We start from the raw sequence: 12,774 nt of genomic DNA, 5'->3' as shown, positions 1-12,774 counted from the left end.
TCAGGCTACCCAGCCGGATGGGCGCGGGCGACGACCTCCTCGGGAGTCAACGGCGCCTTCGGATGGTGGGTCAGGCACAGCGGGGTACGGACCTTGACGAACGAGAATCCCTCCCCGGCGGCGTAGAACTCGCCGCTGTTCAGCAGGCCGATGTCCGGAAGCCGCCCGCCCTTGGCCTCGGCGAGCTGCCGGGCCGCGTCGATCTGCGCGGGCGCGTTGAGCAGCCCGAAGAACTGCGTCGTCGCGTTGCCGGAGATCTGGTTGTGCAGACCCTTGGGCGCCTGGGTGGCGAAGACCAACCCGAGCCCGTACTTGCGGGCCTGCGAGGCCAGCGCGATCGTGCTGGCGGTGCAGGCCGTGGTGCCCGTCGACGGGGCGAGCGTCTGCGCCTCGTCCATCACGAACAGCCCACCCAACGGTCGGTCCCCGGCGGGATGCCGTTTGATCCACGCGAAGAGCGCCATCTGCAACTGGTTGACGAAGCTCTGCCGCTGGTGGTCGGAGGTGAGGCCGACGAAGCTGATCACCGACACCCGGGCCCGCCGCCCCGGCGACGGCGTCAGCAACAGCCCCGGATCTGCCGGTGCGCCGACCCCACCGAAGAGCGGATCGGTCACCATCGCCGCCTTGAGCGCCTCGGCCAACTCCTCGGCGAGCTTTCCGGCGCGGGCCAGCCGACTGACCCCCTCGGGCAGGTCGGTGAGGAACTCGGTGAAGCCGGGCAGACCGACCAACCCGCTTCGCGCGTACGCCTGGAGGGCCTCGGTGAGGACGGCCTTGCCCTGCTGGGCGAGCCTGCTCGACCGATCGACGCCGGCGCGGGGCGCGAGCGCCTCCACGGCGGAGCGGACCGCCTGGTCGAACTCGTCGGGCCAGTCCCGCAGTGAGGTGAAGTCGGGCAGTGGTTGGAAGCTCAGCGGCCGACCGGCGGTGACGCGGGGCGTCCACACCACCACCTCGGTGTGTGCCAGGTAGTCGGTGGCGCGTTCGGCGTCGCCGGTGCCCCAGCCGCTCGGCGGTGTGGGCCAGGCGTCTCCGAGCCGGGCGAGGTCGTTGTTGGGGTCGAGCACGATCGCGGAGACCCCCTCGCGGGCGCACTCCTCGACCAGGCGACGGATGAGCACCGTCTTGCCCGAACCGGACCCGGCGAACACGACGGTGTGTCGGCGCAACGATTCCAGGGACACCGTGAACGGACGGCCGCCGTCGACCGTCCGCCCGAGCCCGATGGTCGCACCGTTGGCGTCGACCACGAGGTCGCCGGAGTCAGCGGGTCCGGCCGCGGCGGTCGGGCCGGTCGACCACCCACCGGTCCCGTCGTCGACCGGCGCGCTGGTCGGGCCGGCCTCGCCGCCCGCCGGAAGCCCGGTGCCACCCGCCGGAAACGCGTCGCCAGCCGTCCGAGGCTCGGCACCAGCCGACGGAGGCTCGGCACCTCGCGGCGGCGGCGGCCCGTCGTCGGGGGCTGCCGGCGACGCGTCCTCGCGGGGCTGCTCGGGGCCGGGCAGGACCGCCCGGAACAAATCGGTGCCGCTGGCCGGACGACGCGACACCAGCCACTCCTGCAGGGCCGTGGACGGCTCGTTCGCCAGCACCCGCAGCGCCGCGAAGACCCGCAGGTCCGCCTCCGGCACCCCGCGCCGCACGCCGCCGGCCGCGTCGAAGCCGGTCAACACCTCGGTGGTACGCCTGCCCGTCGGCCACCCGCCGTTGCGCAGCAGGATCAGTCGCCGTTGGGGCAGGTCCCGGTCCAGTCCGGCGAGCGTGCAGGCGGCCTTGACCCGGGCGGTCACCGCGATGGCGTTCGGGTGCGCGACGGCGCGGAAGCACCAGTGCGCCTCGTTCTCGGTGGCCTCGTCGAGCACCTCGATCAGCCGACCGTGCAGAGCGGGCTTGCGCCCCGGCGGCGGGTCGTACTTGTAGGTGGCACCGGTCGGCGCCTGCTCGGCGATCCAGGCGGCCAGGCCGGCGGCGAGCAGCGGCGGCATGTGCTCGTCCTCGCCGGCCGGGTCGACGGCGGCCGACACATCCGCGGCCTCGACCAGTTCGGCGAACCGTTCGTCCAACTCGCGCAGGCGGCGTTCGACGGTCGTTGGATCCGCCGTCGCACCGCGCCCGGTGCTCGCCGTCGGCGTCGAGTCGGTGCCGTCGATAAGGCGGTCGAGTTCGACCATCTCGTCGTGGTCGCGGCACCAGGCCACATGCCGGTCCACCCGGCGCAGCAGGGCGCGTGGCGTCAGGGTGGGCGCGTCGGCGAAGGCGGCGGGGGCGATCGGCCAGGTGGGATGGGGTGGCACGAAACGCGGACCCCCGAACGCGGCGGCGAGGCGCTTCGCCACGATGGCCTGCCCGATCTCCGGGGTGGGGATCCGGTCGGGCAGGGTCGCCGTCCGGAACCGGTCACCGACCGGAGTGGGCACCGTACGCGTCATCAGCACCCAGGTGTCCGGCAGACACGAGACGACGACAAGCGTACGACGGGTGATGTCGCGGAGCTTGAGGAGGCCGTCGGCGATCGGACCGAGCACCCTGGCCTGCCCGTCCTCCAGCCCCTGATGGTGGTTGAGCAGTGAGGTGCTGGTTTGCGCGAACAGCGTGTCGAGCTGATCCACGGCGATCACCGTGGGGTCCAGGGTCAGGGCCATCAGCCGGGAGATGTCCTGCACGATCTGCTGCGGGGGGCGGATGGCGCCGCTCAACCCCCACGCCGCCCGCGCGGCCGGGTCGCCCGGTTCGGAGATCAGGTGGGCGTACCCCACGTCCTGTGCCTCGAAGTCGATGGCACCGTGCAGGACGAGCGCCCGAGCGGTGTCCTGGGCGTCCCGCCCGACCTCCCGGTCCCGGGCGCGCAGTGCCCGGATGAAGGCGTCGAGCTGCGCGCGGGTCACCGGTCGTGCACCGGCGACCGCGTCGCGGACCTCCACCGGCAGGCCGAGCTGTGGGGTGAGCCGGCGCAGGAACGTCTTCAGCTGGGTGCCCCAGCCGACGTGGGCGCGACCCATGCCCTCCACCAGGGCCAGGGCGACGCTTTCCCAGAACGTCTTGCCGCTGACCATGTCGACGAGGAAGAAGTAGCCGCCGTCACGCTGGATCCGCTCGCGCACCGCCCCGAGCAGGTGCGTCTTTCCCGCGCCCGCGCGGCCCTGCATGGCCACGCCGAGCGGCATGCTCGTGTCGTCGGTGCGGGCCCGCGCCACCCCGCGCAGGATCTCCGCGGCCACCTTCTCGTGCAGCTCCGGCACGTTGTGCGGGCTGGGTCGCCAGACGTCGTCCGGGGTGACCGCCGGGTTGAGACTCACCGCTTCCAGCGCGGCCCGCTGGTCGTCGGAGATCATGCCGGGCCGATCGCCAGGGCGTGGTTGTCCTCGTTCCCGATGCGAACGGCCGCGGCCCGGTCCCGTGCGGTCAGTGACTTGGTGTTCGCCACGGGGATGATGCGGACGTCGTCCCGGCCGACCATCGCCCGCAACGCCGCGTCCAGGGCGGCCCGGTCGGTGTCGGGGAGCCGGTCGCGGACGTCGGCGAGGCCGACCCAGTCGCCCGGCGCGGTGGCGAGATCCCGGTACGCCGAACGAACCAGCGCCTCCACCTCCGCCGCTGCGGGTGCTGCTGCCGCCGCCACCGTCGTTGCCGCCGTGGGTGCCGTCGTCGCTGCCTTCGCCGGTGCTTCGGATCGCGGCTCGCTGGTCGCCGGGGCCGTTGCCTCGGTGTGTTTGAAGAAGTCGCCGTGGCTGACCCGGAGCCGGTCCAGCGAGCGGTGCAGGTTGGACAGCACGACGAACAGCGACCGGGTCGTCGAACCGCCCTGCTTCGGCGGCGCGGCGGTGTGCAGCTGACGTGCCACCCGCCAGCCCTCGTCGGTCAGCTCGTGCGCGAACGGCCGGTGCGTCCGATCGGTCTCCACCAACCCCAGGTCAATGAGCTTCTTGTTGTCCTGGCCGGTCAGCGTGAAACCGGCCAGCTCCTTCAGCTCGACATTGGTGACTCGGCGCGCCTCGACCATCAGCACCACGAGGGCGTTGATCTGGTTCGGCGTCAGGTGCGGGACGTCCGCCGGGCTGGTCATGATCTCTCATCTCCATCGGTGTGCGTGCCGTCCGCGCGTCGCCGGGCCAGCAGCTGACGGATCCCGTCGACCACCGCCGGCGCGTCGGTGAGCACCTGCTCGTTGGTGAAGCGGAGCACGTCCAGCCCGAGGAGTTGCAGCTGCACGTCTCTCCGCCGATCGTTGGCGAAAGCGATTCGCCCACGATGCTCCGGGCCGTCCACCTCGACCGCAAGACCCTCGACGGGCCAAAAGAGATCCAGTCGGTACGACGCACCCAGCACGTGCCACTCGTAGGTGTGGTTCCACCGCCGGCCCCGCGCCCACTCGTGCGGTGCGAGCGCGCGTTCCAGTGCCTGCTCGGCCGCGCTGTCGCCCCGCGGGACGCCGGCGATCGGCGGCCAGGCCAGCACCGTCGGGCCCGATCGTGCCGACGTGGCCGGCGGCCGGTCGGTCGAAGTGGCCAGCTCGGCGAACCGTCTGGGCACCCGCACCGGCACCGACCGCACCCGGTCGGCATGGCGCAGGAACCCGCCGGCCAACCACACGGTGAAGCCGCCGTGCCGCACGAGCCACTCGGCGGCGGCCACGAGCGTCCGCTCGGCATCCGCGCCCAGGTCAGGCAGGGCGATGATAAGGAGACAGCCCTCCCTGTCGTACGCCTCGGCGAGCACGCGGGCGAGACCGGCGGCGCGTACCCCCGGGGCGAAGCGGGACCGGCCGGCGGGGCGGCGCGGACCGCGCAGCCCACGCTCGGCGAGGTCGGCGAGAAACGGGCCGAAGTGCCGGGACCGGGCTGCGGCACGGGAGGCGAGGGCGCGTACCGCCGCCACGCCGAGTGTGCCGTCGCTGTCGAAACGGTCCGCGCCGGCCAGCCAACTGGGGAACATGGCGAGCGCCGCGGTGTCCAACTGGTCGAGGAGGTCGTCCACCAGGTCGCCGAGCGGACCCACCACCGTGGGCCGGTAGTGCACGACTGCCGGCGCCTCCGGCGGCAACGGGTCGAGTGCCACCCGCAGCACCTCGGGGTCGACGGCCGGCAGGTGACTCACCCGCCGCATGGGCGGGGCCGCCCACCAGACCCCGTTGGCCCCGCCGCCGGCCCGGACGGGTTCCACCATGGCGGCACCCTATGACACCGGCGGGGCCGATCGGTGTCCCGTCGATGTGCCGGCCCGGGTGCCGCGACCGCAATCAGCGCAGTCGGCGGATGTCGCCGAACGCCCGGTAGAACCCGCCGCGGCTGGACTCGCGGACCTCGGTCACCAGGTAGCGGGCGCCCGGCTCGCGGATCCCCTTGGGGAACTGCACCGACCAGTCACGCCGGTAGCCGTCGGACAGCACCTGGACCCGTAGCCGCCCCCGATCGTCGAGGCACTGCACGATCACGCCTCCGCCCGCGTCGCTCGTCACCTCGACGATCGTCGGCTCGACGGGCCGTGGCGCCTGGCGGGGGGCCTTGACGTCGCGTACCTCGGGCACGTCCCCGGCCTGGGCCGCCCGGATCGCCGGTTCGCTGGCGTCGATGCAGGCGAGGTGGCCGCCGGTGGTGACGACGTAGAGCCGGTCGTCGTGATACTGCATCGAATACGCCGAGCCGCAGCCGGTGCCGAGCTTCCACAGCCGAGTGCCGGCGGCGTCGAAGCAGTAGATCGAGGACTGGCTGTCACCGGCGAAGACGTAGCGGCCGCCCTCGGCCGTGGCGCAGGAGAAGACGGGGGCATCGCACAGATAGGTGCGTTCGTGGCGACCCGCCTTGGACAGCCGCACCACCTCGCGGCTGCTGGTGCCGGCGAACACACTGCCGTGCTCCTGCCAGCCGAAGAGCACCGAACCGGTCCTGGTGTGCCACAGTTCGCTGCCGGTCCGCCACTCGTAGCCGGTCACGCCCTGCGAGTGGCCGTGGTAGATGGCGTCGTCGTCGCACCGCACCATCCAGGCCGAGCGCCCCCGCCCGGGCCGACGCCACAGGAACTCGTCCTCGTGGTCGACGGCGGTGATCCCGCCGTCGGCGTCGGAGACGCCGAGGACGCCGTCGTGGATGTCCAGCCAGTAGATGTCGATCTCCGGGGCGATCGCGTACGCCACCCGGGGGACCTTGCCGGAGAGGTCGTAGACGTTGCCGTCGTCGCAGCCGGCGTAGACCCAGGCGTCGTCGGCGACGATGCACTTCACCCCGTCGGGGAGGCGGACCTGGCCGCGCACCTGGGCGTCGTGGTCGAGCGTGGTGATCACACCGTGCTCGTTGCCGACCATGCAGTGCTGCCCGTCGACGAAGATGCCGAAGGCGGGAGCGCCGGAGTCGTAGCGCCAGAGCACCGGGGCGGTGTGGGCGGTGGAGCGGGTGCTGACGATCTGCCGCCGGGAGACGGTGCGCTTCTGTCGGACGCCGGGGACCGCCGGAGAGTAGCCCTTGCGGACCTTCTCCCCGATCTTCTTCGCCGCGGCCGCTCGGGCCCGGGCGTTGTCCGGGTAGGCGCTGGCCTTGACCTGCCCCTGGTCGCCGATCCGACCGTACCGCACGGTCAGCGTGGCGTCGTCGACGATGACCTCGTAGAACTTGTGCGCACCGTCCACTTCGGACAGTTCGAGGTAGGTCGTCTCCTGGGACATGGGGGCCTCCGAGGGGTCAGCGATCGGCCTGAGCGGCCGGCGCGGCGACAGTGCCCACACGCTAACGGCTGCCCCTGACAGAATCGGCGCCCGGCCACCTCAGTGCGTCGTCCCGGAGCACCGCGTGCGCACCGACGGTCTGGTTGACGATCTGCGTCACCCGTACGTCGACAGCGACGCTGGCCAGCGCCACGGCAACCGGGCTGCGGGGTGCGCCTGTGCGGCGGGTGCCGCGGCACCCGCCGCACGGCGAGGCGGTCCGAGTGGGGTCAGCCTGCGGTGCAGGAGCGGATCTGCGGACGGGCGCTGCTGTTGCCGTTGGTCATCGTGGTGAAGCCGAAGGTGTTGCCGCTGCCGTTGGACCGCATGGTCATGACGGTGCCGCTGCTGTCCCAGGTGGCGGTGCCGTTCCAGATGGTGGAGACGCGCTGCGGTGCGGTGATGGCCACCACCACGGTCCACGTGCTGGCGCCGCTGACCGTCACCGACGTGTTGTACCGGTCGCCCCAGACGTTGGGGGTCGTCGCCGTCGCGGTGCAGCTGCCGTTGCCGGGCGGTGGGGTCCCCGTGCCGGGCGGCGGGGTGCCGGTGCTCGGCGGCGGGGTCGTGCCGTCGGGCGCGACCGCCCGACCGGTGGACGGCGAGATCATGCCGGGGCACAGGTTGCGGCTGGTCAGATTGGCCATGATCTGGGGAATCGCGTCGCGGGTGTTCTGGATCCCGTCGTGCATGAGGATGACCTGACCCGCCTGGAGGCGGCTCGCGTTGGACACGATCTGGCTGACGCTCGCGCCGTTCCAGTCCTGTGAGTCCACGTCCCAGATCACCTGGCGCATGCCGAGCGACGACGCGACCGACTGGAGGGTCGAGTTGGTCTCCCCGTACGGAGGCCGGAACAACTGCGGGCGGACGCCGGTGGCCGACTGGATCGCCGAGCTGGTCTGGGACAGGTCGGACTGCATCTGGGACTGGCTCATCGAGGTCATGTGGGCGTGGTTCCAGCTGTGGTTGGCGACCCACATGCCGGCGGACACCTGCGCCTGCGCCGCCGACCGGTTGTTCTGGACGTTCTGCCCGACGTTGAACATGGTGGCCCGTACGCCGTTGCTGCGCAGCACGTTGAGCAGCGCGCCGGTGCTGCCGGTCGGTCCGTCGTCGAAGGTGAGGCCGACGTAGCCGTTGCAGGTGGCGGCACTCGACGGGGCCGAGGTGGCGGCGAGGACGACGCCGCACATCGCGGCGGCGGTGGTGAGGGCGGCCAGTGCCGCGCGCAACCGCCTCGACCGCGGGGCCGTGCTGGGGGAGACCTTGTTCATCTGATGCCCCTTCTCGCCGGCCGGACGCGCCCGGAACGCGGGCGGCACGGTCCGGTCAGGTGTGGGTGGGTGGGGAGGCCAAGCCGCATTCGTCGTGAAGCCGATGGCATTGACCTCGATGGATCGGAGTATTACAGCGGGATTTCCGATGCGTCAACAAGTTCCGGAAATGCTCCGGAACCGGTCAACGACAGCGTTCGGGATCGATCCCATGTTCACCGGGCAGGAGCGGCCGGGGCGCGTCGTGCGTAGCCACAATGGATCATTCCGGCGGATGCGTTGCCACCCGGAATGATCCGGAACGGAGGCCGGAAGTATCGGTGGTCCCTGATCGGTCTCGCCCCGCCGTGATCGACTCGGCTTTCTGAGCCTCGGTGTGTCGCGCCAACCCGGACACCGCGACTTTCTGAAGACCGAGTTGATCACAGCGCGGCACGGCGCGCGGCACGGCACGGCGCACGGCACGGCACGGCACGGCGCGCGGCACGGCGCGCGGCGCGGCCGTCGGCGTTCGGACATTGATCGGCTCGGTGTGACGGGAGGCGGGGCATCGAGACACCGTGGATGCCCCGACTTCCGCTGACGCGAGCGGGTCATGCCGGGAAGTGGGCGCGCGGCGCGCCCAGTCGGAGCTGCCAGCGTGCCCCCCGACCGGTGAGCCGGACGATCGCCAGCGGCTCCACGTCCACCTGCCGGTAGGTCGCCAACGGCAGGTCGAGGGCGTGCACGACCGCGACCCGGATCACCAGCGGGTGGGTGATCGCGGTGATCCGCCGACCGATGCTCCGTTGCCCGTCCAGCCAGTGACCGACCCGGTCCCGTACCGCGGCGACGGACTCGCCGCCGTGCGGCGCGGAGTCCGGTGCGGCCAGCCACTCGTGCAGTGCCTGCGGCTGCTCGACGGCGATCTCCTCGAATGCCCGCCCGGTCCAGTCGCCGTAGTCACAGTCGGCCAACGCCGGTTCGATGGTGGGGTGCAGGCCGAGGGCGTCGGCGGTCTGGGTGGCCGCCGCCGCCGGACTCGACAGGCAGGCGTCGCCGGCACTCAGGTGCCCGCGCCGGTCCTGGCCGGCGTCGGCCAGGGCGCGGACGGCACGCAGGCCGCCCTCGTCCAGGCCGTCGTCGGGCCCACCGAAGCGGGCCCGACGCAGGGCGACGGTGTGACCGTGGGCGACCAGCCGGAGGCTGGTGGCGGTCACCTGCTCGGCAGCGCCGTGGTGGTCCGGCGACGCAGCTCGTGGTGCATCAGGGCCGCGAACACCAGGCCGATCCCGGTCCACAGCACCACCTGCGTGCCGAGCGAGGCCAGCCGGAAGTCCCACAGCAGGGCCGCCGGGAAGTCCGCCGGGACCTCCTGGAAGGAGGGCATCACCACGTAGGACACCACGGCGACCAGCAGGAACCCGCCAGCGGCCGCGGCCGCGCGCTGCCACAGCGGCGCCGTGCTGCCGACCGCGCGGTAACCGAGGGAGCCGGCCCACACCGCCACCAGACCGAGCACCACCATCAGCAGGTAGGTGACGGTGCGCTGGTTGATGGTGGCCGGGTCGCCGACGGCCGGCGGATTCGCCGGATATTTCACGAACGGCACGATGACCGCGCCGAGCAGCGCCGCGCCGGCCAGCAGCAGTCCGGAGCGGCCGTCGTCGTAGGTCCGTCGCCGGCGGGACAGCAGGACGTACGCGGTGGCCAGCAGGCCGCCCATCGCGGCGCCGAACAGGCCGGTGGCCAGGAACAGGCCTCCGCGCTGACCGGTGCGGCTGACCAGGGCGTCCTGGTGGTCGTGCCCGCCGGCCGCGGGCTCGGCGTGCGTCGCCGCCTCCTCGATCGCGATGGCCGCCTCGACGCGCGGTTCGCCGGCGACGTAGGCGAACGCCCCGGCGAGCAGGCCGGCGATCAGGCCGGCGAGCAGGCCGCGGACGAGGACGGTGACGAACGGAGGAGCGGTGGTGGACGTCAGTGGCACGGGACACCCAGCAGGTGCCGGCCGTCGTGCATCAGCTCGTGCAGGTACATCCCGCTGCGCGAGACTGCTCCCTGATCGAAGGCGACGAGGTAGGCCAGCAGGCTGAGCATCACGACGGTGGCCAGCACCGTCCACAACAGACGGGAATCGCCAGCGGGACGGACCAACGGCTGGCTGGACGTGGAAGTAGACATAAGATCACGAACCTCCCCAGGGATGACGCGTCCCCATCGCAAGGCTGCGGACGACCGAGCGTCCTGGCTCGCGGCCCCGTTGAGGCGGGACCGCTTACAGTGGCGCGACCGCGCCGGAATCACACCGGCTTCCCTCGCGTCTCCGCAGATAGTGGGTCGACGGTATCGGTGTCGCCGCAGGCGGTCAACCCGGGACCTGGGCGGCCCAGTAACCCGCAACGAGCAGCGGTATCGACAAGCTTAAATTCTAAAGATATGATGCTTGGTTGCGCCAAAGCATCCGCTCGGCGACCCCGTCGGCGTGCTGTTACCGCTAACATGGTCAAACTGCCGGATCGGTTCCGTAACAACGAGTCGAGCCGGACGTCAGACCAATGACTGGGCGGGGTGGGGGAGAGCAGTGAGCACGCCAGGACATGTCCGATGACGAGCACCGAGGCCGCGTCGGGCCAGGGCATCGTCGACGCGCACCACCATCTGTGGGTCCGTGCCCGGCACCCGCAGCCCTGGATCGATCCGCACACCATGGCCGCGATCGACCACGACTTCACCCCGCTCGATCTCGCTCCGGTGGCCCGAGCCGCCGGAGTCACCCAGACCGTCGTGGTGCAGTCCATCGCGGTCCGGACGGAGACGCCCGAGCTGCTGGGCATCGCGGCTGACGATCCCCTCATCGCCGGGGTCGTCGGCTGGGTCGACCTCGCCGCCGACAACGTCGGCGATCGCCTCGACCGGCTCCGGTCAGCGCGCGGCGGAGAGCGACTGGTGAGTATTCGCGACCTCGTCCAGTCCGAGCCCGACCCGGCGTACCTCGACCGCCCGGACATCCGGCGGGGCATCGCCGCGGTGGGCGCCGCCGGCCTGGCCTTCGATCTGCTGGTACGCGACCACCAGTTGCCGGCGGCCACCCGGCTCGTCCGCGACCTGCCCGAGATGCGGTTCGTCCTGGACCACCTCGGCAAGCCCTCGCTCGGGCACGCCGGCCTCGGCGACTGGCCGCGCGACCTGCGGGCGCTCGCCGCCGAGCCCAACACGACGGCGAAGCTCTCCGGTCTGGTGACCGAGGTGGATGGTCCCTCGTGGACGACGGCCGACCTCCGGCCCGCCGTCGAGCACGCGCTCGACGCGTTCGGCCCGGACCGGCTGATGTTCGGCTCGGACTGGCCGGTGTGCCTGCTCGCCTCCTCGTACGCGCGCTGGGTCGAGGCCCTCACCGAACTGCTGGACCCGCTGGGCGACGACGAGCGGGCGGCGATCTGGGGGCGGACGGCCCGTCGGGCGTACCGGCTGGACCCGGCGTGACGCCGCCGCGGCTCGCCGACTGACGGGCCGCACCTCGGGCCGGGCCTGTCGCTGAGCCGCAGGTTGTGCCAGTTTGATCAGACGTATGCCGGGCCTGTGCCGGGTCACCCCGACAACATGCCCGTAAGACCTTGGCAACATGAGTCAATGCGTGGCAAGGTAACGCCTGATCGAGGGAAACATCCGACCTATCTCGACGGGTGTGCGGGCACGAGCCCGCGCACCCCGCCGAGGAGGCGCGGTGGCTCAGAGGTTGCCGGCTCGCCGGGGAATCCCCCGTCGCGCGCCGACGCCACGCTTGGGGAGGTCAGATCCGACGATGAGTACCGTCGAGGCATCCGTCGGCACGCGGCGCGGCGAACTCAGCGACTGGTTCCGCGAACGGATCTCCCACGCCGTCTCCGAGCTGACCGCCGCGACCGCGCTCGTCGTCCTGTTCGTCGCGCTGACCGTCGCCAGTCCCTACTTCCTCACCGCGGACAACCTCTTCAACATCGGAGCGCAGACCGCGGTGATCGCCATCATCGCCACGGCGCAGACGATGGTCATCATCACGAAGGGCATCGACCTGTCCGTCGGATCGGTCGCCGCGCTCGCCGGCGTCGTGGGAGCGATGGTCGTCCGCGACCTCGGCTTCTCGCTCTGGGCGGCGACGGTGGTCGCGATCGGCGTCGGCGCGCTGGCCGGCCTGCTGAACGGGCTGCTGGTGACCGTGGCCCGGATCCCGCCGTTCATCGCGACGCTGGGCACGATGTCCGTGGGCCGCGGCCTCGTCTTCATCATCACCGGTGCGGTCGGCGTCTACGGCCTGCCCCGATCCTTCCAGCTGCTCGGTAACGGGGAGATCCTCGGCATTCCGTTCGCCGTGGTGATCACCGTCCTGGTCGCGGTGGGGGTCGCCTTCCTGCTCTCCCAGACCCGCTTCGGCCAGTACACCTACGCGATGGGCTCCAATCTGGAGGCGGCCCGCCGCTCGGGCATCCGGGTGGGGCGTCACCTGACCGGCGTGTACGTGCTGGCGGGCGTGCTGGTCGGGCTGGGCGGCATGATCGCCGCGTCCCGGGTCAACTCCGGCCAGCCCAACTACGGGATCTCCCTGGAGCTCGACGTCATCGCCGCCGCGGTCATCGGCGGCGCCAGCCTGTTCGGTGGCCAGGGCCGGATCGTCGGGACCATCATCGGCGCGTTCCTCATCGCGCTGGTGCGCAACGGCGCTGTCCTGCTCGACATCAGCATCCACTACCAGCAGGTGATCGTCGGCCTGATCATCTGGGCCGCCGTCTACTTCGACCAGTACCGCCGCCGGCGGCTGGAATCACGGGGTTGACATGCCATTCC

The 12,774-nt window shown here is 71.8% G+C and carries 10 protein-coding genes and 1 riboswitch; of the genes, 2 read left to right on the top strand and 8 right to left on the bottom strand.

The genetic code is table 11. From position 1 onward, the window contains the following. Nucleotides 1–5 precede the first annotated feature (5 nt). The 8 genes from AB0A90_RS01260 to AB0A90_RS01225 form a co-directional block, all read right to left on the bottom strand. A complete protein-coding gene (locus tag AB0A90_RS01260; RefSeq protein ID WP_357239690.1) occupies nt 6–3,335 on the bottom strand; it encodes a DUF87 domain-containing protein in 3,330 nt (1,109 codons plus the stop codon). Continuing rightward, a complete protein-coding gene (locus AB0A90_RS01255; RefSeq protein ID WP_357239687.1) occupies nt 3,332–4,066 on the bottom strand; it encodes a hypothetical protein in 735 nt (244 codons plus the stop codon). Before AB0A90_RS01255 ends, AB0A90_RS01260 begins: the two co-directional genes overlap by 4 nt. Next, nucleotides 4,063–5,166 (bottom strand): DUF559 domain-containing protein, encoded by a 1,104-nt coding sequence (locus tag AB0A90_RS01250; protein WP_357239684.1) that lies wholly within the window; start codon nt 5,164–5,166, stop codon nt 4,063–4,065. Before AB0A90_RS01250 ends, AB0A90_RS01255 begins: the two co-directional genes overlap by 4 nt. A 73-nt stretch (nt 5,167–5,239) precedes the next feature. Next, on the bottom strand, nt 5,240–6,658 hold the full coding sequence (locus AB0A90_RS01245) for a PQQ-binding-like beta-propeller repeat protein (RefSeq protein ID WP_357239681.1): 1,419 nt from the start codon (nt 6,656–6,658) through the stop codon (nt 5,240–5,242). Nucleotides 6,659–6,927: 269 nt separating this feature from the next. Then, on the bottom strand, nt 6,928–7,974 hold the full coding sequence (locus AB0A90_RS01240) for a polysaccharide deacetylase family protein (RefSeq protein ID WP_357239678.1): 1,047 nt from the start codon (nt 7,972–7,974) through the stop codon (nt 6,928–6,930). A 593-nt stretch (nt 7,975–8,567) separates the two neighbouring features. Continuing rightward, the gene (locus AB0A90_RS01235) at nt 8,568–9,173 is read right to left on the bottom strand and encodes a histidine phosphatase family protein (protein ID WP_357239675.1); all 606 of its coding nucleotides are present in this window, start codon (nt 9,171–9,173) and stop codon (nt 8,568–8,570) included. Next, a complete protein-coding gene (locus tag AB0A90_RS01230) occupies nt 9,170–9,940 on the bottom strand; it encodes a CbtA family protein (protein ID WP_357239672.1) in 771 nt (256 codons plus the stop codon). Before AB0A90_RS01230 ends, AB0A90_RS01235 begins: the two co-directional genes overlap by 4 nt. After that, nucleotides 9,931–10,134 carry a CbtB domain-containing protein gene (locus AB0A90_RS01225; RefSeq protein ID WP_357239669.1) on the bottom strand — a complete coding sequence of 68 codons (204 nt, stop codon included), beginning with the start codon at nt 10,132–10,134 and terminating at the stop codon, nt 9,931–9,933. Before AB0A90_RS01225 ends, AB0A90_RS01230 begins: the two co-directional genes overlap by 10 nt. 58 nt (nt 10,135–10,192) lie before the next feature. Next, nucleotides 10,193–10,267: riboswitch (cobalamin riboswitch) on the bottom strand. 290 nt (nt 10,268–10,557) lie between these two features. Here AB0A90_RS01225 and AB0A90_RS01220 point away from each other — a divergent pair. Both AB0A90_RS01220 and AB0A90_RS01215 read left to right on the top strand, forming a co-directional pair. Beyond that, a complete protein-coding gene (locus AB0A90_RS01220) occupies nt 10,558–11,436 on the top strand; it encodes an amidohydrolase family protein (RefSeq protein ID WP_357239666.1) in 879 nt (292 codons plus the stop codon). A gap of 319 nt (nt 11,437–11,755) precedes the next feature. Beyond that, nucleotides 11,756–12,763 (top strand): ABC transporter permease, encoded by a 1,008-nt coding sequence (locus tag AB0A90_RS01215; protein ID WP_357239663.1) that lies wholly within the window; start codon nt 11,756–11,758, stop codon nt 12,761–12,763. Nucleotides 12,764–12,774 lie beyond the last annotated feature (11 nt).

It is taken from the genome of Micromonospora sp. NPDC049204, from assembly GCF_040647935.1.
Taxonomy (GTDB): Bacteria; Actinomycetota; Actinomycetes; order Mycobacteriales; family Micromonosporaceae; genus Micromonospora.
The sequence above is the reverse complement of the archived record's forward strand: the minus strand, read 5'-3'. Positions and strand labels throughout refer to the sequence as shown.

Excerpts from the sequence above, each read along its gene's own strand:
- AB0A90_RS01260 (WP_357239690.1), bottom strand. The coding sequence starts at position 3,335 with ATGATCTCCGACGACCAGCGGGCCGCGCTGGAAGCGGTGAGTCTCAAC.
- AB0A90_RS01255 (WP_357239687.1), bottom strand. The coding sequence starts at position 4,066 with ATGACCAGCCCGGCGGACGTCCCGCACCTGACGCCGAACCAGATCAAC.
- AB0A90_RS01250 (WP_357239684.1), bottom strand. The coding sequence starts at position 5,166 with ATGGTGGAACCCGTCCGGGCCGGCGGCGGGGCCAACGGGGTCTGGTGG.
- AB0A90_RS01245 (WP_357239681.1), bottom strand. The coding sequence starts at position 6,658 with ATGTCCCAGGAGACGACCTACCTCGAACTGTCCGAAGTGGACGGTGCG.
- AB0A90_RS01240 (WP_357239678.1), bottom strand. The coding sequence starts at position 7,974 with ATGAACAAGGTCTCCCCCAGCACGGCCCCGCGGTCGAGGCGGTTGCGC.
- AB0A90_RS01225 (WP_357239669.1), bottom strand. The coding sequence starts at position 10,134 with ATGTCTACTTCCACGTCCAGCCAGCCGTTGGTCCGTCCCGCTGGCGAT.
- AB0A90_RS01220 (WP_357239666.1), top strand. The coding sequence starts at position 10,558 with ATGACGAGCACCGAGGCCGCGTCGGGCCAGGGCATCGTCGACGCGCAC.
- AB0A90_RS01215 (WP_357239663.1), top strand. The coding sequence starts at position 11,756 with ATGAGTACCGTCGAGGCATCCGTCGGCACGCGGCGCGGCGAACTCAGC.